Source organism: Nonomuraea spiralis (genome assembly GCF_014648435.1).
GTDB lineage: Bacteria > Actinomycetota > Actinomycetes > Streptosporangiales > Streptosporangiaceae > Nonomuraea > Nonomuraea spiralis.
Genome location: NZ_BMRC01000008.1, coordinates 54,410 through 72,870 on the forward strand (window position 1 = coordinate 54,410; position 18,461 = coordinate 72,870).

Consider the following 18,461-nt stretch of genomic DNA (forward strand, 5'->3'; position numbering starts at 1 on the left):
GGGTGCTATCAACTTCCAATCACGTAAGAGTGCTGCGCCTCCCACGACAGCCACACGGAGTCGCCCCGCTCCGCCGTCGCCGTCGCGTCGTGCGCGTTCTGCTCAAACACGGTGATGTCGGCCCCGTCGGCGAGCTTCACCGCGTAGCTGTTGGAGGTGCCCAGGTAGACCATCTCCGTGACGGTCCCGGGCACGGCGCTCAGCCCGCGCCCCGGCTCGTCCGGGCAGATCGTGATCTTCTCGGGGCGGACGGTCACCGTCACGTCGCCCTCGTGTCCCGGCACCAGCACCCGGCCGCCGCCGATCTCCAGCACCCCGCCGGCCACCGTCCCGGTGATCAGGTTGGAGGTGCCGATGAACCCCGCCACGAAGGCGGTCGCCGGCCGCTCGTAGATCTCCCGCGGGCCGGCGAGCTGCTCGACCAGCCCGTCGTTCATCACGGCGATCCTGTCGCTCATGGTCAGCGCCTCGCTCTGGTCGTGCGTCACGTACACGAACGTGATGCCGACCTCGCGCTGGATGCGCTTGAGCTCGATCTGCATGGCCTGGCGCAGCTTGAGGTCGAGCGCGCCGAGCGGCTCGTCCAGCAGGAGCGCCCTCGGCCGGTTGACCAGGGCGCGGGCCAGGGCCACGCGCTGCTGCTGGCCGCCGGACATCTCCCGCGGCCGGCGCTTCTCCCGGCCCGCGAGGTCGACGATCTCCAGCATCTCGCCGACCCGCCGCCTGATCTCCTCCTGCGGCGTCTTACGCTGCTTCAGCCCGAACGCCACGTTGTCCCACACGCTCATGTGCGGGAACAGGGCGTAGGACTGGAAGACCATGTTGACGTCGCGCTTGTTCGGCGGGACGTTCGTGACGTCCTTGCCGTGCAGCCTCACCAGCCCTTTGGTGGGCTCCTCGAAGCCGGCGACCATCCTCATGGTCGTGGTCTTGCCGCATCCGGACGGGCCGAGGAGGGAGAAGAACTCCCCCTCGGCGATGTCCAGCGACACACCTTTGACCGCCTGGACGACCTCGCCGTGCGAGAGGTACTCCTTGACGACGTCCTCTAGCTGAATCGCGGATAGCTCGGTCATGTCCAGGCTTGTCCTTATTCGCCGATGTAGTGCATGACGTGCTTGACCCTGGTGTAGTCGTGCAGACCGAACACCGACAGGTCCTTGCCGTACCCGGAGTGCTTGAAGCCGCCGTGCGGCATCTCCGAGACGAACGGGATGTGCGTGTTGACCCAGACCACGCCGAAGTCGAGGCGGTTCGACATGCGCATGGCGCGGCCGTGGTCGGAGGTCCACACCGAGCTGGACAGGCCGTACCTGACGTCGTTGGCCTTGGCCAGCGCGTCGGCCTCGTCGCTGAACGTCTGGACGGTGATGACCGGGCCGAAGACCTCGTTCTGCACCATCTCGTCGTCCTGCTTGAGGCCGTCCACGACGGTCGGGGCGAAGAAGTAGCCCTTGTCGCCGACGCGGTGACCGCCGGTGAGCACCTTGGCGTGGCCGGGGACCCGGTCCATGAAGCCCTGGACCCTGGCGAGCTGGTTCTCGTTGTTGAGCGGGCCGTAGAGCGCTTCCTCGTTGCCCAGGTCGCCGGTCACGGTGGCTGCGGCGGCCTCGGTCAGCGCGGCCACGAACTCGTCGTGCACGCTCTCCTGGACGAGCACGCGGCAGGCCGCGGTGCAGTCCTGGCCGGCGTTGTAGAGACCGGCGGTGGCGATGTCGGAGGCGGCCTTGGCGAGGTCCTTGACGTCCTCGAAGACCACGACCGGCGCCTTGCCGCCGAGCTCCAGGTGCACCCGCTTGAGGTCGTCGGCGGCGCTCTTGGCGACCGCCATGCCCGCGCCGACCGAGCCGGTGATCGCCACCATGGCGGCGGTCGGGTGGCCCACGACGAGGGCGCCGGTCTCGCGGTCGCCGGTGACGACGTTGAAGACGCCGGGCGGCAACACCGAGCCGACGATCTCGGCGAGCTTGAGCGTGGAGGCCGGGGTGGTGTCCGACGGCTTGAGCACGATCGTGTTCCCGGCGGCCAGCGCCGGGGCGATCTTCCACACGGCCATCATCATCGGGTAGTTCCAGGGCGTGACCTGGCCGACGACGCCGATGGGCTCGTGCCGGATGACGCTGGTGTGCTCGGCGAGGAACTCACCGGCGGTGGGGCCCTCCAGCGTGCGCGCGGCGCCGGCGAAGAAGCGGAAGTGGTCGGCCGCCACCGGGGTCTCGTCCTCGGCCATGCGGGCGCGCGGCTTGCCGGTGTTGAGGCACTCGGCCTCGTTGATCTCGTCGGCCCGCGCCTCGATCGCGTCGGCGACCTTGAGCAGCAGGTTCGCCCGCTCACCGGGGGTGGTACGACCCCACGACTCGAACGCGGCGGCCGCGGCGGCGTAAGCCGCATCGACGTCCTCGACGCCGGAGACGGGCGCCTGTACGTAGGCCTCTCCCGTGCAAGGGTCGATGATGTCGGAGAACCGGCCGCTCTGGGCGTCCACGAACTCACCGTTGATGAAGTTCTGCAGACGGGTGGTCAATGCACGACCTCCTCGTTGAGGTGGCTGAGATGCCGCGACTCTTACAGAGCAGATGCATCTGGACAAGGGATTTCGTGGTGAAGATATCAAATTGCTACGAATTCGCTTGACAGAGCTCCAAGAACTGACAACATGTCGCACCAGGACGGCAATCAAGCGGGAACGCCCCCGTAACGCCGGACCGCTAGGAGGATTCCTCTGACATGACGACGCCGCCCCGCGTACGACGAACCAACGCCAGTTCCGGGCCCGTCGTGCTCGACGATCTCTCCAAGCAGATCATCGAGCAACTCCAGTCCGACGGGCGCATGCCGTACGCCGCGATCGGCAAGGCCGTCGGGCTCTCCGAGGCCGCGGTGCGCCAGCGCGTCCAGCGGTTGCAGGACGCCGGGGTGATGCAGATCGTCGCGGTGACCGACCCGCTCACCCTCGGGTTCCCCCGGCAGGCGATGATCGGGGTCAACTGCGAGGGCGACCTGGAGTCGGTGGCCGACGAGCTGTCGGCCATCGAGGAGATCGACTACGTGGTGCTCACGGCGGGCTCCTTCGACGTGATCGTAGAGGTGGTCTGCGAGGGCGACGGTCACCTGCTGGAGATCCTCAGCAAGATCCGGGCCATCCCCGCCGTACGGGCCACCGAGTCGTTCGTGTACCTGAAGCTGCGTAAGCAGTCGTACTCCTGGGGCACGCGCTAACCGATCCGCGCCACGGCCCGTACGGGCGCCCCGTCGGCGCCGTCGAGCCGCAGCGGCATCATCCAGACCTCGACCGGCCTCCCCCGCGCCTGCGCGTCGAGCAGCCGGTCGAGGCCGGTCAGGTTCTCGGCGATCACGGCGTGCGCGCCGCACAGGACACGATGGGCGGGGAAGTCGTCCGCCGGTGTGGGGTCGACGCTCAGCGCGTCGATGCCGACCGTGCGCACGCCCCGCTCGACCAGCAGCGCCGCGGCCTCCTCGGTGAGGAAGGGATGCCCGTGGTAGGACTCGCTCCCCCAATGGGCCGACCAGCCGGTCGCGACGAGCACGATCGGCGCGTCCCCGCCGGGCGCCGGGCCGAGGCCGGCGAAGCTCGCGGCCCCGATCGGGGTCCGGGGCGCGAGCCCCCGGGCGTCCACCACCACGGCGGGCCCGGCGAAACGGGACAGCGGCAGCTCGCCGAGCGCCGGGAGCGTGTCGTCCACGTGGAAGGGCGCGTCGACGTGGGTGCCCGACTGCGACCCCAGGTGCAGCCCCAGCACGTTGACGCCATCGCGGGCCAGGGTGAGCGCGGGGGCGACCGAGACCTCGGGATCGCCCGGGTAGACGGGCATCCCGGTCTCGACGGGCACCGACAGGTCGACGAGTTCCATCACGCCATCGATTCTGCCGCGTCCACGATGGGCAGGATGGGCGTGTCGGCCGAGCGCACCAGGCGCGGGCCCTCGGGGCCGTACACCTCGCGCGGTTCGGGGAAGAGCACGAGCAGCGTCAGGTAGAGCACGGCGGCCACCGCGAGGCCCAGCGGCAGCGAGACGTCCACGCCGCCGGCCAGGTCGCCGAGCGGCCCGACGAACTGGCCGGGCAGGTTCACGAACATCAGCGCCGCACCGGCCGCGACCAGCCAGGCCGAAAGGCCCCGCCAGTTCCAGCCGTGGGTGAACCAGTACCGGCCGCCGCGCTGGCGCCGGTTGAAGACCTGGAGGGCGTCGGGGTCGTACCAGCCTCGGCGGGTCACGTAGCCGAGGACCATGATGACCATCCAGGGCGCGGTGCAGGTGATGATCAGCGTGGCGAACGTCGAGATGCTGGCCGTCAGGTTGGCCGCGAAGCGCCCGACGAAGATGAACACGATCGACAGGGTCCCGATGAACACGGTCGCCTGCACCCGGGAGAAGCGGGTGAACACGCTGGAGAAGTCGAGGCCGGTGCCGTACAGGGAGGTGGTGCCGGTGGACATGCCGCCGATCAGCGCGATCAGGCAGACCGGTACGAAGTACCAGGCCGGCGAGATCGCCAGCAGCCCGCCCACGTAGTTGGGCGCCGCCGGGTCGACGTACTCGGCGGCCTTGGCGGCGATGATCGAGGCGGTGGCCAGCCCGAAGAAGAACGGCAGGATGGTGGCGATCTGCGACAGGAAGGCCGCCGCCATCACACGGGAACGCGGGGTCGAGGCCGGGATGTAGCGGGACCAGTCGCCCAGGAAGGCGCCGAAGGACACCGGGTTCGACAACACGATCAGCGCCGCCCCGATGAACGACGGCCAGAACAGCGGGTCACCGGCCGCCAGCGTCCCGGGATAGGACGGGTCGAAGTCCCCGGCGAAGGCGAACACCCCGAGCACGAACAGCAGCGACGCCGCCGCGACCGCGATCTTGTTGACGAACAGCATGAAGCGGAAGCCGTACACGCAGACCACGAGGACGAGCACGGCGAAGATCGCGTACGCGACGCCGTAGGACAGGTCGCCGTCGGGCAGCCCGACGAGCCGGTGCGCGCCGCCCACCAGCGCGTCGCCCGACGACCACACCGAGATCGAGAAGAACGCGATCGCCGTCAGCAGCGACAGGAACGAGCCGACCACCCGGCCGTGCACGCCCAGATGGGCCGAGGAGGAGACGGCGTTGTTGGTGCCGTTGAGCGGACCGAACAGGGACAGCGGCGCCAGGATCAGCGCCCCGACCACCAGGCCGAGCACAGTGGCCGCGAGCCCCTGCCAGAACGACAGGCCGAACAGGATGGGGAAGGCCCCGAGCACGCAGGTGGCGAACGTGTTCGCGCCGCCGAAGGCGACCCGGAACAGGTCGAACGGCCCGGCGGTGCGATCGGCGTCGGGGATGCGCTCGACGCCGTAGGTCTCGATCTCGGTGATGCTCATGTCTTCTCCTGCATCGCCAGCAGGCTGACGAGGTCGTAGGCCACGTGGGAGGCGGCGACCGAGGTGATCTCGGCGTGGTCGTAGGCGGGGGCCACCTCGACCACGTCGGCCCCGATCAGGCGGCAGCCGGCCAGGCCCCGGAGGATCTCCAGCAGCTCCCGGCTGGTGAGCCCGCCGGCCTCCGGCGTTCCCGTGCCGGGGGCGTGGGCGGGGTCGAGCACGTCGATGTCGACCGAGACGTACAGCGGCCGGTCGCCGACGCGCTGCCGCAGCAGGTCGATGACCTCGTCCAGGCCGCGGCGCAGGACGTCGGCGGCGGTCAGGATGCCGAACCCGAGCCGCCGGTCGTCCTCCAGGTCCTTCTTGCCGTACAGCGGGCCCCGGATGCCGACGTGGCTCAGCGCCTCGGTGTCGAGGAGGCCCTCCTCGACCGCGCGCCGGAAGGGGGTGCCGTGGGTGTACTCGGCGCCGAAGTAGGTGTCCCAGGTGTCGAGGTGGGCGTCGAAGTGCAGCAGCGCCACGGGACCGTGCTTCTTGGCCGCCGAGCGCAGCAGCGGCAGCGCGATCGTGTGGTCGCCGCCGATGGTGACGAGCCTGGCGTCCAGCTCGTCGGCCGCGGCCTCGATGGTCTCGACGGCCGCGCCGATGTCGAACGGGTTCGCCGCGATGTCACCGGCGTCGGCCACCTGCACCCGCTCGAACGGCGACACGTCCAGCCCCGGGTGGTAGGGCCGCAACAACCGCGACGCCTCCCGTACGGCGGCGGGACCGAACCGGGCGCCCGGCCGGTAGGACACGCCCGCGTCGAAGGGCACGCCCACGACGGCCACGTCCGCCCGCTCGACCTGGTCGAGGCGAGGCAGCCGGGCGAAGGTGGCGGGCCCGGCGAAGCGCGGGACCTTGGAGGAGTCGACGGGACCGATGTGCATGTCCGTCAGTGTTCGTCACCCTTCTGACCTGCGGCAATTGTTACTCCCACAAAGTAATACGGTGTGTGTTGTGGTTGACCACAAGATGACGGTCGAAGACCTTCTCCGCTCCCCGGCTCTCCAGCTCCGCGTGCTCGCCGGCGAGGCCGGGCTGTCCCGCTCGGTCTCGTGGGCGCACGTCAGCGAGCTGGCCGATCCGACGCCCTGGCTGCTCGGCGCCGAGGTCATCATGACGACCGGCATCGGCCTGCCGCGCTCGGCCGCCCGGCAGCGCGCCTACCTCGAACGCCTCGACGACGCCGGGGTCTCGGCGCTCGCCCTGTCGGCCCAGCTCCACGTCCCGCCGCTGCATCCGGCCTTCTTCGAGGCCGCCGAGGAGCGCGGCATGCCGGTGCTGGAGGTGCCGCTCGCGGTGCCGTTCATCGCGGTCTCGCAGGAGGTGGCGGCGGCGCTGCAGGAGGACGCCAGCCACCGGCTGGGCGCGCAGCTCCAGGTGTTCGGGGCGCTGCGCTGGCTGGCCGCCGAGGACCTGGACACGGTCACGCTGTTCAAGCGCCTGGAACGCCTGTCCGGCTACGACGTCTACCTGTGCACCCCGCAGGGGCGGCCGCTGCTGCCCGGCGTGCCGGTCCCCGCGCTCGACGTCCTGCCCGCCGAGCCCGACGCGCCGCCCACGATCCCGGGCGGCTTCGCGCTGCCGGTCCCGGCGCCCGGCGGCCCGGCCGGGTTCCTGGTGGCCTTCGAACGCGAGGGCGCGCGGCCCGCCGGGCTGGCCGTGGTCCAGCACATCGCCACCGTGGCCGCCCTCCAGGTCGCCATGGCCAGGCACGAGCGCGAGACCCTGCGCAGGGAGGGCGCCGAGACGCTGGCCGAGCTGCTCCAGGACGTGCTCGACCCGCCCGCGGCCCGGCGGCGGCTGGCCAGGATGGGCCTGCCGCTGGAGAGCGGGTCGGTGTTGCTCGTGGTCCGTCACGCGCCCGACGACGCGCTGCGCAGGGCCGTGAGCGAGCTGCCGCACCTGATGCTCAGACGCGGCGACGACCACTACCTGCTGGGCCCGCCCGGCCTCGGGCCCGCGGTCGCCGCCGTGCCCGGGGTCAGCGCGGGGATGAGCCGGCCGTTCCCGCCGGGCGAGTCGCTGCGGGTCGCCCAGCGGGAGGCCGTGTGGGCGGCCACGCACGCCGCCGAGTCCGGCAAGGCGCTGGTCCACTACGGCGACGACACCACGGGCCGCTGGCTGCCCGACGACCCCTCGACGTTGTCGGCCCTGGTCGACCACGTGCTGGGCGAGGTGCTGGCCTACGACGAGGCCCACGACTCGCGGCTGCTGCTGTCGGTGCGCACGTGGATGGAGCGCAACCGCCACGTCGAGGACGCGGCGGCGGCGCTGCACGTCCACCCCAACACGCTGGCCTACCGGCTGCGCAGGTTCGCCGCGCTGAGCGGGCGCGACCTGTCGTCGAGCGCGGCGTTCGCCGAGGTCTGGCTGGCCGTACGGGCGGCCCGCCAGCTCGGCCTGTGCTAGCCCGGCCCGCTCACGTGCCGCGGAGCTGGACTGTCGCGATCTCCCATGCCTTGAGCGGCAGCCTGAGTGTGCCCTCCTCGGTCTCCAGCGGCTCGCCGGGCCGGCCCGTCAGGTCGGCCCGCCTGGCCCGGGTGAAGTCCCCCTGCACGACGGCCTCGGTGTCCACCTCGGTGAGCGCCACCATCCGCAGCTCGTGCCAGCCGTCACGCAGGCGCAGCGAGGTCATCGTGACGCCCCGGCCGGACACCGACAGCCCGGCCGCCGCCGGGGGCAGCGGCAGCTCCGGATCGCCCTGGCCGGGCGCGACCAGCAGGTCGTGCCGGAAGATCTCCGCCGCCACGGGGACGTCCCGCCAGTCCATGAACGGCATCAGCGCCAGCGACACGGTGTGCGGCCCGCGAGACTGCGCGGCCGGTGTCGGGAGCTGCGGACCGGCGGGCTCGGGACGCAGCCCGTTGTGGTTGCGCGACAGGTAGCCGACCGAGCGCAGCAGCGTGAGCGCCAGCTCGTCGCCGTCGTTCAGCAGCTCGTACTCGGTCACGTTCTCCAGCAGCGCGGCCACCCCGCCGGCGGCCACCCAGCCGGCGGCGGGGAAGGTCGGCAGCGGGGTCTCGCCGCAGCCGCCCTCGGACTCCAGCTCCCGCCGCACGATCGCGAACTGCCCCTCGGCCAGCGAATGGTCGGCCCGCCTCGGCAGCGGCACGTGCATCCGCACCCGATGGTCCTCGCACCGGTTGTCGAACGACACCCGCAGCCGGACGAACCGCTCGCCCGCCCGCAGCTCGACCCGCATGTCCACGACGGCGTCCTCGGTCTCGCCGGTACGCGTGAGCGGCGGGAGCTCGGGCGTCGACGCGACACGTTCCCCGGCGGCCGGCCACAGGTAGGCCCGGCGCACGTTGATGGAGCCCACGAGCGGGCCCGCGTCGACGAGCGTGCTCTCGATCGACAGGGGTTCGGAGACGACCAGGTCCTCCTCGGGGGGCGCGTAGTTGTAGGTGTCGCCGGCGTCCCCGCCGTCCTCGATGCGGCACACGCCGGTGATCGTCCGGCCGTCCTCGCCGAAGAGCCCGAGCGTGCCGTCCGGCTCGATCTCGACCCGTAGCAGCCCGTTGTCCAGCACCCGCCTGCCGGCCGTGACGGGCAGGACCTCGACGTCGGAGCCGAGCCAGCAGCCGTCGTGGTGCCCCCACTCCCCCCGCGACTCGCCGAACGCGTCGTCGTAGGTCACGGGCCGCAGGCTGGTGTGGCCCAGGGCGGGCACCTCGACGTAGGCGGCCACCTTGCGCCAGGGCTCGACCTCGATGCGGACGTGGGTGACGCCGTCGAGCGCGGCGCGCACCGCGGCCGGGTCGAACGGCCCGCGCGGTTCGCGGTCCAGGGTGAAGGTGAGGGTGTCCTCCGTGACGTCCCAGGCCACGATGTGCTGTCCGTACAGCTCGGTGCCGTGGACGTAGGTCAGCACCGTGGCCGGGTCGATGCGCTCGTCCATCAGGAGCGTCGGCGCGTGGTCGATGCGATGGGAGGGGATCGCGGCTCCGGAGGCGTCGACCAGCGAGTCCGTGCCGGGCACCTCGACGATCACGACCCCGGCGCGCGGGGCCGGCGTCGGGTTGACGACGAGCACGCCGCCGTACGGCACCGCCGCCGCCAGCCGGGCGGTCACCATGTCGCGGACGGCCTGCCCCAGGTGCTCGGCCTCGGCGATGCGGGCGGCGACCTGCTGAGCCGTCTCGTCCACGCCGCAGCCGGTGACCGAGTCGTGGCCACTGGCCTCCACCAGCCGCCGCCAGGCCATGTCGAGGAAGCGGCCGGGCCACGGGCCGCCCCAGAGCGCGGCCAGAGGCTCGGCGTAGCGCTCGACCATGCGCTCGGCCCGGCCCATGGCCTGCTTGACGGCGGCGCGGACGGAGATGACGCCGGGCAGGATGTTGGCGCGGGCGTGGGAGCGCAGCTCGCCGGTGACCCGCGGCAGGCCGGTGGTGTCGCCCGAATATCTCTCGATATAGCCGGACAAGGTGTCCATGCGGGCGCCGATGGCCACCACCATCTCCGGCAACCCGCGTACGGGCGCCGAGTGGTCGGTGCCGTACATGGCCAGGAGTTCGCCCTCGGGGCCGTGCCAGGCGCGCATGGTCTTCACGAACGCCGCCGCCCGCTCCTCCAGCCCGTTGACGTCGGAGAACAGGTGGGCGCCGTTGCCGTAGCCGCCCTCGGGCAGGTATTGGGTGCGGATCGCCGTGCCGTCGGGCGCCACCCAGGCGAAGGCGTCGGTCGTCACCGACGACGGCACCCCGCGGTAGACGCAGGCGTGCTCAAGCCCGGCCCGCCGCAGGATCTGCGGCATCTGGGCGATATGGCCAAACATGTCCGGCAGGTAGCCCACCCGCATCGCGCCGCCGAGCTTCTCCGCCCCTGCCAGCCCGAGTTCGAGGTTGCGGACGATGTTCTCGCCCGAGCACAGGAACTCGTCCAGCAGGATCTGCCACGGCCCCACCGCCAGCCGTCCGGACTTCACGAGCGCCGCGACGCGGTCGCGGTTCTCCGGCCGCACCTCCAGGTAGTCGTCCACGCAGGCGAGCTGACCGTCGAGGGTGAAGTGGTAGCCGGGCTCGCTTTCCATGGTGTCGAGCACCTCGTCGAGCAGGGCCACGAGCCTGAGCCTGAAACGCTGGAAGGGTTCGTACCACTCCCTGTCCCAGTGCGTGTGCGGGACGACCACTATGTCCATGCCGCCGCCTCCCCTCCGATGGGCAGTCGATGCCGGACGGCGTAGCGGGCGGCGATCCGCTGAGCCGTCACGATGTCCTCCAGTGCGCCGCCCGCGTCGGTGATCGGCGGGCTGCCATCGTTCACATAAGCATGGAAGGCGGCCAGTTGTACCTCGAACGCCTCGGTCACCTGGCGGTGTTCGGCGCGGGTCTCGGCCCCGGAGACCACGGTGAGGGTGGTGGGCGCGTTCATCAGGTAGGGCGTGGGGAAGACGAGCTCCAGCGTGCCGGCGGTGTGGTGGATCGCGACGGTCTCGCGGTAGGCCGGGTAGCCGTCCAGGTAGTGCCAGCGGATGTGGAAGCGGCCCGCGACGGGCAGGGGTCCGGAGATCTCCACCGAGCCGGGCGCCGGGCCCCAGGTCTCCACGTACGAGATCTCCTCCGGCGACCCGGTGAAGCACCTCAGCAGCGACAGGTCGTGGCAGATCGAGCCCAGGGAGATCGTGTACACGTCGCGCAGCGCCTCCGGGGCGTCCGCGCCGAGCGCCCGCGAGACGAGCGCGTCCTCGGCCGCCCGCAACGAGCCGAGCACGCCGGGATCGACGTCGCCGGCCCGCGTCAGGTTCGCGAACGCGAGCTGCGACTCCCCGCTCGGATGCAGCACGGTCACCTCGACCGACCGGACCGCCGCCGGCCCGCCCAGCTCGGCCAGCAGCTCGGCGGCCCGGCGTACGGCGGGGTCGTACTGCTTCATGTAACCCACCATCAGCCGCCCCTCGGGCAGCGCCGCCACCTCCGCCCGGGTCAGCGCGAGCGGTTTCTCGCACAACACGGCGCAGCCGGCGGCCAGCGCCTGCCGCACGGTCTCGCCGTGGGAGCCGGAGGCCAGCACGATCACCGCCTCGAAACCGCCGTCGGCCAGCATCTCCGCCACGGACGTGTACCGCCGGGCCGCGCCCAGCCGGTCGCCGACGGCGTCGGCCAGCGTGCGTGACAGGTCGCAGACGGCGCTGACCTCGAACAGGTCGCGCCGCCTGGACAACAGCGGCACGTAGACCGCCTGGGTGACGGCCCCGCACCCGACCAGCGCGATCCTCACAGCCCCAGCTCCCTCAGCCTGTCGCGGTTGGCGGCCTGGTCGGCGATGTTCCGTTCGACCGGGCGGCGGCCCGGCATGATGTCCTGCTCGACGACGATCCAGCCCTCATAGCCGATCGCGTCGAGCGCCGCCACGACCGCGGGCAGGTCGAGCTCGCCCTCGCCGAGGCGGGTGAAGCCGCCCCTGGCCATCAGCTCGCGCAGGTCGGCGCCGTCGTCCAGGGCGGTGGCCAGGATCTTGGTGTCGCCGTCCTTGATGTGCACGTGCCCGATCCGGCCGGCCCACGCGCGCAGGGCCGCCACCGGGTCTCCTCCGGCCAGCAGCAGGTGGCCGGTGTCCAGGCAGAGCGGCACGTCGGTCAGCTCCAGGAGGCGTTCGACGTCGTCGGGGGTCTCGACGTACGTGCCGAGGTGGTGGTGGAAGGCGGGCTCCAGGCCACGTTCGCGGCAGCGGTCGGCGGCCTCCTGGACGCGGGCGGCGTACCCGGGCCAGTCGGCGGCCGGCAGCCCGGGGACGCTCCCGCCGGGCCTGGCGAACCGCTCCGGCGAACCCGAGCAGGCCAGCGTGGGCCGGGGCGCGAAGGGCGCGGGCGCCTCGGGCGCGGCGGCGAACACGTCGAGCGCGGCCTCCAGCGCGGGCAGCCCCCGCCGGTACGCCTCGGCGTCGCCGTACCGCAGGTCGACCCAGCCCCCGGCGAGCAGCAGGCCGTGCGCGGCCAGCCGCCGGGCCAGGCCGGGGCCGGTGCCGAGATAGCCGATGGGCCCGGAGTCGATGCCCTCGTAGCCGGCCTCGGCCAGGGCACGGACCATCTCGTCGGGGCCGAGCGGCGGCGGCGCGTCGCTGAGCTCGAACACGCCGAAGCTCACCGGCGCGTTCGCGACTTTCCTCAATGGCATAGGGCGATCACCTCGTTCTCGTGGGTCTCCAGGCGGTGGAGTCCTTCGCCGGCCCGCAGCAGCGCGCGCTCGCCGCGGACGACCTGGCGGGCGCCGCCGGGACGGACCAGCACCAGGCCGTCGGCGCCGAGCGCGAGCAGTTCGTCGCCCAGCCGGAGCAGCAGCGGCGCGTCCGGCCCGGCCGACACTGCGGTGCGCCCGGCGCGTACGCCGTCGAGCACCGCGTCCGGGTCCTCGGCCAGCACCCACGTGGTCGGCGCGCCCGGGAGCCCGTCGCTGCCGGGGCGGTGGAAGTCGCTGCCGCCGATGGCCACCACGTCCTCGCGCCAGGCGTCGGCCCAGGCCAGCGGCGCGCCCCAGCGGCGGTCCCACCAGCCGGAGCTCCACACCTCGGCCACCCTCGGGCGATCGGCGATCGGCAGCAACCAGGCGCAGTCGCCGCCCAGCGGGTGGTTGATCGAGATCAGGCCGCCCGCCCGCCCGGCGTGCTCGGCCCAGGAGTCGGCGGGCCGCCGGAAGTCCACCCAGCCGACCTCGCCGAACACGTTGGCGTGGCCGCGGTCGGTGGTGACCTCCTGGCCGGGGATGAGCGTGACGCCGCGGCCGGCCGCGCGCAGCCAGGGGTGGTGGCTGACCGTGTTGTGGTCGGTGACGGCCAGGAAGTCGAGGCCCCGGCCGTGGGCCAGCTCGGCCAGTTCGGCGACGGTGAGCGTACCGTCGCTGTGGACGGTGTGGGCGTGGAAGTCGCCGGCGTACCAGCGCAGCCCGTCCACGTCGGGGACGTCCCTGCGCGGGGGCCGCTCGCCGGGCGGCGGCTCGGCGAGCACCGGCTCGGGCGGGGCCGTACGCTCCGCCGTGATCTCCAGCGTGAAGTCGAGCCCCTGCGGCGGCACGCGGTGCAGCCCCAGCCACACGTGCCAGACGCCGGACTCGGGCACGCCGGGCAGGTAGCCCGGGGTGGCCCAGTCGCGGGTGATCGTGAACTCCGCGCGTGCCCCGCCCGACCAGCCGCGGAACCCGCCGGGGGCACCGCAGCCGAGGTCGAGCACGCCCTGTGAACGGTCGTAGTCGAGCCGTACGGTGACGGCCTCGGATCCGGGCGGCACCTCGAAGGGCACCTCACGCAACATCCGCTCCAGCCGGTCGTCGAGGCTCCAGTGGCCTTTCACGCCGGTCCGCCCTTGCCTGAGGCGGGGCGGAAAGAGAGCTTGGTGATGTGCTGTTCGTGGTGGACGTCGCTGGGGACGAACATGAGCGAACCTCCTCAGCGTCCGACACTACCGAAGTGAGGTGACGGGGCCCGGCCTGAACGATCATCCATAACATAGCGGACATCCTTATGTCATGACAATATGCCATAGTGTCGAGGTAAGGTGCGTCCTCTGGAGGTGCGTTGTACGACCTGATCACGATCGGCCGCTGCGGCGTCGACGTCTATCCGCTGCAGACCGGCGTCGGGCTGGCCGACGTCGAGACCTTCGGCAAGTTCCTCGGCGGCAGCCCGACCAACGTCGCCGTCGCGGCGGCGCGTCACGGGCTGCGCTCCGCGGTGATCACCGCCGTGGGCGCCGACCCCTTCGGCGTGTACGTACGACGGGCCATCCGCGGCTTCGGCGTGGACGACGCCTACGTGAGCGTCATCGAGGGCCCGGCCACGCCGGTCACGTTCTGCGAGATCTTCCCGCCCGACCACTTCCCCATCTACTTCTACCGCGGCGAGCACCCGCCCGACCTGCGCATCACCCCGGACCTGCTCGACCTCGACGCCGTCCGGGCCGCCGGACTGTTCTGGTTCTCGCTCACCGGCCTGAGCAAGGAGCCGAGCCGGTCCGCCCACGCCGCCGCCCTGGCGGCCCGTACGTCCGGCTGGACGGTGTTCGACCTCGACTACCGCGCGGCGCTGTGGGAGTCGCGCGAGGCCGCCCGCGCGGCCGTGCGCGAGGCGCTGCCGCACGCGAACGTGGCCGTCGGCAACCTGGAGGAGGTGGAGACCGCGGTCGGCGTGCGCGACCCGGCGGCGGCGGCGCGGGCGCTGCTCGACGCCGGGGCCGAGGTGGCGATCGTCAAGATGGGCCCGGCCGGGGTGCTCGCCCGCACGGCGACGGAGAGCGTCGTGGCCGAGCCGGTCGAGGTGAAGGTGGTCAACGGCATCGGGGCCGGCGACGCGTTCGGCGGCGCGGTCTGCCTCGGGCTGCTGCGCGGCTGGCCGCTGGAGCGCACGATCCGCTTCGCCAACGCCGCCGGCGCCCTCGTCGCCGGCCGCCTGGCCTGCGCCGACGCCATGCCCACCACGGACGAGGTGCGGGAACTGCTGGACGAGGTGCCCACGTGAGCGACCTCACGCTCCCCGGGACCGCCCGCTACGAGTGGCTCACGCGCATCCGCGCGACCCGTCCCGAGGAGATCGCCGAGGCCGCCGCCCGGCGGCGGCGCCGGGGGCTGCCCGCCGCGGACGAGCGCCTGGTGATCATCGCCGCCGACCACCCGGCCAGGGGCGCCCTGTCCGTACGTGACCGCCCGCTGGCCATGGGCAGCCGCCCCGACCTGCTCGACCGCCTCCGGACGGCCCTGGCCAGGCCCGGCGTGGACGGCGTCCTGGCCTCCCCCGACGTCCTGGAGGACCTGCTCCTGCTGGGCGCGCTGGAGGGCAAGCTGGCCTTCGGCTCGATGAACCGCGGCGGCCTCCAGGGCTCGGTGTTCGAGCTGGACGACCGCTTCACCGGCTTCGACGCCGACGCCATCGACACGATGCGCCTCGACGGCGGCAAGATGTTGTGCCGCATCGACCCCGGCGACCACGCGACGGCCGCCACGCTGGAGTCGTGCGCCCACGCGGTGACCGGCCTGGCCCGCAGGCGGCTGCTGGCCATGGTGGAGCCGTTCTGGGCGACCCGTTCGGAGTCCGGCGTGCTGCGCAACGACCTGTCCCCCGACGCCGTGATCCGCTCGATCAGCGTCGCCCAGGCGCTCGGCGCGACCTCGGCCTACACCTGGCTGAAGATCCCCGTGGTGGCCGAGATGGAACGGGTGATGGCCGCGACCACGCTGCCCGCCCTGCTCCTCGGCGGTGACCCGGCCGACCTCGGCGCGGCCTTCGCCGACTGGCGCCGCGCGCTGGCCCTGCCCGGCGTACGCGGCCTCGTCGTCGGCCGCGCCCTGCTCTATCCGTCCGACGACGACGTGGCGACGGCGGTGGACGGCGCCGCCGCCCTGGTACGAGAGGCACACGCATGACCTACCTGCCCTACGGCAAGGCCGCCGGCGGCCCCTGGTCGGTGGAGATCACCCCGTCGCTGGCCGGATGGACCTACTCGGGGCTGCGGGTCGTGGACCTGACCGGCGTCCCGCTGTCGTTCGACACCGGCGAGGAGGAGACGATCGTCCTGCCGCTGTCCGGGCCGTGCACGGTCGAGGCGGCCGGGGAGACGTTCGTGCTGGCCGGGCGCGGGTCGGTGTTCGAGGGGCCGAGCGACTTCGTGTACCTGCCGATCGGCACCCGGGCCACGTTGAACGGCGCGGGCCGGGTCGCGCTGCCGTCGGCCCGCGCGACCCGGGCGCTGCCGCCGCGCCAGGTGCCGGCCTCGCGCGTGCCCGTGGAGATCAGGGGCGCGGGCCGGGCCAGCCGACAGGTCAACAACTTCTGCGCACCCGGCGTGTTCGAGTGCGACAAGCTCATGGCCGTCGAGGTGCTCACCCCGGGCGGCAACTGGTCGTCCTATCCCCCGCACAAGCACGACACCCCCAACCCGGGCGAGGCCGTGCTGGAGGAGATCTACTACTTCGAGGTCGCCGACGGCGGGCCCGGCTACCAGCGCGTCTACTCCTCCGAACGGGGGCGGATCGACACGCTCGCCGAGGTCACCTCCGGCGACGTCGTCCTGGTGCCCTACGGCTACCACGGGCCCTCCATGGCCGCCCCCGGCTACGACCTGTACTACCTCAACGTGCTGGCGGGCCCGGCGGAGGAGCGTTCGATGGCGTTCTGCGACGATCCCCGCCACGCCTGGATCCGCTCGTCCTGGTCAGGGCAGGACATCGACCCCAGACTGCCGTTCGGGAGGGACGCATGACCCGGTTGACCGTCGCACAGGCGCTCGTACGCTTCCTGGCCGGCCAGTGGAGCGAGCGGGACGGCGTGGAGCGCCGCTTCTTCGGCGGCTGCTTCGGCATCTTCGGCCACGGCAACGTCGCCGGACTCGGCCAGGCGCTGGCCACCGAGGGCGACGACCTGCCCTACTACCTGGCCCGCAACGAGCAGGCCATGGTGCACACGGCCGCCGCCTACGCCCGCGCCGCCAACCGGCTGGCCACGCTGGCCTGCACCACCTCGATCGGCCCCGGCGCGACCAACATGGTCACGGGCGCGGCCGGCGCGACCGTCAACCGGCTGCCGGTGCTCCTGCTGCCCGGCGACGTCTTCGCCACCCGCGCCGCCAACCCGGTGCTCCAGGAGCTGGAGGACCCGCGTTCGTACGACCTCTCGGTCAACGACTGCCTCAAGCCGGTCTCGCGGTACTGGGACCGGATCAACCGGCCGGAACAGCTCCCGTCCGCGCTGCTGACCGCCATGCGGGTGCTCACGGACCCGGCCGAGACCGGCGCGGTGACGCTCGCGCTGCCGCAGGACGTGCAGGCCGAGGCGTACGACTGGCCGCGGGAGCTGTTCGCCCGCCGCGTGTGGCACGTGCCGCGCCCGAGGCCGGATCGCGCCGCGCTGGCCAGGGCGGCCGAGGTGATCAGGTCGGCGGCCCGCCCGCTGATCGTCGCGGGCGGCGGGACGATCTACAGCGAGGCCACCGGCGAGCTGGCCGCCTTCGCCGAGGCGCACGGCATCCCGGTGGCCGAGACGCAGGCCGGCAAGGGCTCGCTGCCCCATGGTCATCGGCTGGCGATGGGCGCGGTGGGCGCGACCGGCACCACCGCCGCCGACACGCTGGCCCGCGAGGCCGACGTGATCATCGGGATCGGCACCCGCTACAGCGACTTCACCACGGCGTCGAGATCGCTCTTCGCGGCCGAGGCGAGATTCGTGAACGTCAACGTCACCGCGTTCGACGCCGCCAAGCTGTCGGGGCTGCAACTGGTGGGCGACGCCCGGGAGTGCTTGACGGACCTGGCCGCGGCCTGCGCCGGCTGGCGCTCCGACGACGCCTGGACGGCCAGGTCCACCGCGCTTTCCCAGAGTTGGGACGTGAGCGTGGACCAAGCGTACTCGCTCGACGACTCTCCGTTGTCGCAGTCGGCGATAATCGGCGCCGTCAACGCGGCGGCGGGCGCGGACGGCGTCGTGGTGTGCGCGGCCGGGTCCATGCCGGGCGACCTGCACCGGTTGTGGCGGCCGAGCGGCCCCGGCGCCTACCACGTCGAGTACGGCTACTCCTGCATGGGCTACGAGATCGCGGGCGGCGTGGGCGTCAAGATGGCCGTGCCCGAGCGCGAGGTGTTCGTCATGGTGGGCGACGGGTCGTACCTGATGATGGCGCAGGAGCTGGTCACGGCGGTCGCCGAGGGCGTCAAGCTGATCGTCGTCCTGGTGGACAACTCCGGCTTCGCCTCCATCGGCCGGCTGTCGGAGAGCGTCGGCGCGCGCCGGCTGGGCACGTCCTACCGCTCCCGTACGGGTGGCCCGCTGCCGGTCGACCTGGCCGCCAACGCCGCCAGCCTGGGAGCGGCCGTGCTGCGCCCCGAATCGCTCGCCGACCTGCGCAAGGCCCTGGAGGAGGCGCGCGCATCCACCGGGACGACGGTCGTCTACGTGCGCACCGACCCGCTGGCCGACGACGCCCCCTCCTCCGGGGCGTGGTGGGACGTGCCGGTGGCCGAGGTGGGCGCGGCGGCCGAACGGGCGGCGTACGAGGAGGCCAAGCGGTCGCAGCGGCCGCACCTGACACCGCCGTCCTGACCAGGATTGCCCCCGATCACCC

15 protein-coding genes are annotated in these 18,461 nt (G+C 72.6%); 6 read left to right on the plus strand and 9 right to left on the minus strand.

Going from position 1 to position 18,461, the window contains the following annotated elements; translation table 11 throughout:
* Positions 1 to 8: 8 nt before the first annotated feature.
* Both IEZ27_RS20790 and IEZ27_RS20795 read right to left on the minus strand, forming a co-directional pair.
* Complete coding sequence (locus tag IEZ27_RS20790) at positions 9 to 1,076, minus strand: ABC transporter ATP-binding protein (protein ID WP_189648791.1); 1,068 nt, start codon at positions 1,074 to 1,076, stop codon at positions 9 to 11.
* A gap of 14 nt (positions 1,077 to 1,090) precedes the next feature.
* Complete coding sequence (locus IEZ27_RS20795) at positions 1,091 to 2,524, minus strand: gamma-aminobutyraldehyde dehydrogenase (RefSeq protein WP_189648792.1); 1,434 nt, start codon at positions 2,522 to 2,524, stop codon at positions 1,091 to 1,093.
* 203 nt (positions 2,525 to 2,727) lie between these two features.
* On the opposite strand from IEZ27_RS20795, the gene IEZ27_RS20800 reads away from it, so the two are divergent.
* Positions 2,728 to 3,219, plus strand: a complete 492-nt coding sequence (locus IEZ27_RS20800; protein WP_125631294.1) for an Lrp/AsnC family transcriptional regulator — start codon at positions 2,728 to 2,730, stop codon at positions 3,217 to 3,219.
* On the opposite strand, the gene IEZ27_RS20805 is transcribed toward IEZ27_RS20800, so the two are convergent.
* Genes IEZ27_RS20805 through speB form a run of 3 tightly spaced genes read right to left on the minus strand, consistent with a single transcriptional unit; the run spans position 3,216 to position 6,306 of the window.
* Positions 3,216 to 3,872 (minus strand): cyclase family protein, encoded by a 657-nt coding sequence (locus tag IEZ27_RS20805; RefSeq protein ID WP_189649056.1) that lies wholly within the window; start codon positions 3,870 to 3,872, stop codon positions 3,216 to 3,218. The two genes, IEZ27_RS20800 and IEZ27_RS20805, sit on opposite strands and share 4 nt — an antisense overlap.
* Positions 3,872 to 5,377 carry a purine-cytosine permease family protein gene (locus IEZ27_RS20810; protein ID WP_125631296.1) on the minus strand — a complete coding sequence of 502 codons (1,506 nt, stop codon included), beginning with the start codon at positions 5,375 to 5,377 and terminating at the stop codon, positions 3,872 to 3,874. The genes IEZ27_RS20805 and IEZ27_RS20810 overlap by 1 nt, the downstream gene beginning before the upstream one ends.
* Complete coding sequence (gene speB, locus IEZ27_RS20815; protein ID WP_189648793.1) at positions 5,374 to 6,306, minus strand: agmatinase; 933 nt, start codon at positions 6,304 to 6,306, stop codon at positions 5,374 to 5,376. Before speB ends, IEZ27_RS20810 begins: the two co-directional genes overlap by 4 nt.
* A 70-nt stretch (positions 6,307 to 6,376) precedes the next feature.
* Between speB and IEZ27_RS20820 the strand changes: the two genes are divergently transcribed.
* On the plus strand, positions 6,377 to 7,831 hold the full coding sequence (locus IEZ27_RS20820) for a PucR family transcriptional regulator (protein WP_229824173.1): 1,455 nt from the start codon (positions 6,377 to 6,379) through the stop codon (positions 7,829 to 7,831).
* A gap of 10 nt (positions 7,832 to 7,841) precedes the next feature.
* On the opposite strand, the gene IEZ27_RS20825 is transcribed toward IEZ27_RS20820, so the two are convergent.
* From IEZ27_RS20825 to IEZ27_RS20840, 4 genes are read right to left on the minus strand one after another with little or no spacing between them, the layout of a single operon-like run.
* On the minus strand, positions 7,842 to 10,562 hold the full coding sequence (locus tag IEZ27_RS20825) for a glycoside hydrolase family 38 N-terminal domain-containing protein (protein ID WP_189648794.1): 2,721 nt from the start codon (positions 10,560 to 10,562) through the stop codon (positions 7,842 to 7,844).
* The gene (locus tag IEZ27_RS20830) at positions 10,553 to 11,641 is read right to left on the minus strand and encodes a Gfo/Idh/MocA family protein (RefSeq protein WP_189648795.1); all 1,089 of its coding nucleotides are present in this window, start codon (positions 11,639 to 11,641) and stop codon (positions 10,553 to 10,555) included. The genes IEZ27_RS20825 and IEZ27_RS20830 overlap by 10 nt, the downstream gene beginning before the upstream one ends.
* The gene (locus tag IEZ27_RS20835) at positions 11,638 to 12,537 is read right to left on the minus strand and encodes a TIM barrel protein (protein ID WP_189648796.1); all 900 of its coding nucleotides are present in this window, start codon (positions 12,535 to 12,537) and stop codon (positions 11,638 to 11,640) included. Before IEZ27_RS20835 ends, IEZ27_RS20830 begins: the two co-directional genes overlap by 4 nt.
* A complete protein-coding gene (locus IEZ27_RS20840) occupies positions 12,528 to 13,706 on the minus strand; it encodes a CehA/McbA family metallohydrolase (RefSeq protein WP_229824174.1) in 1,179 nt (392 codons plus the stop codon). Before IEZ27_RS20840 ends, IEZ27_RS20835 begins: the two co-directional genes overlap by 10 nt.
* Before the next feature lie 224 nt (positions 13,707 to 13,930).
* Here IEZ27_RS20840 and iolC point away from each other — a divergent pair, with 224 nt between their 5' ends.
* The 4 genes from iolC to iolD are packed head-to-tail and all read left to right on the plus strand — an operon-like array spanning position 13,931 to position 18,439.
* On the plus strand, positions 13,931 to 14,869 hold the full coding sequence (gene iolC, locus IEZ27_RS20845; RefSeq protein WP_189648797.1) for a 5-dehydro-2-deoxygluconokinase: 939 nt from the start codon (positions 13,931 to 13,933) through the stop codon (positions 14,867 to 14,869).
* On the plus strand, positions 14,866 to 15,771 hold the full coding sequence (locus IEZ27_RS20850) for a Cgl0159 family (beta/alpha)8-fold protein (protein ID WP_229824175.1): 906 nt from the start codon (positions 14,866 to 14,868) through the stop codon (positions 15,769 to 15,771). Before iolC ends, IEZ27_RS20850 begins: the two co-directional genes overlap by 4 nt.
* Positions 15,768 to 16,607 carry a 5-deoxy-glucuronate isomerase gene (iolB, locus tag IEZ27_RS20855; protein WP_189648798.1) on the plus strand — a complete coding sequence of 280 codons (840 nt, stop codon included), beginning with the start codon at positions 15,768 to 15,770 and terminating at the stop codon, positions 16,605 to 16,607. Before IEZ27_RS20850 ends, iolB begins: the two co-directional genes overlap by 4 nt.
* Complete coding sequence (gene iolD / locus IEZ27_RS20860; protein WP_189648799.1) at positions 16,604 to 18,439, plus strand: 3D-(3,5/4)-trihydroxycyclohexane-1,2-dione acylhydrolase (decyclizing); 1,836 nt, start codon at positions 16,604 to 16,606, stop codon at positions 18,437 to 18,439. Before iolB ends, iolD begins: the two co-directional genes overlap by 4 nt.
* Positions 18,440 to 18,461: the final 22 nt, after the last annotated feature.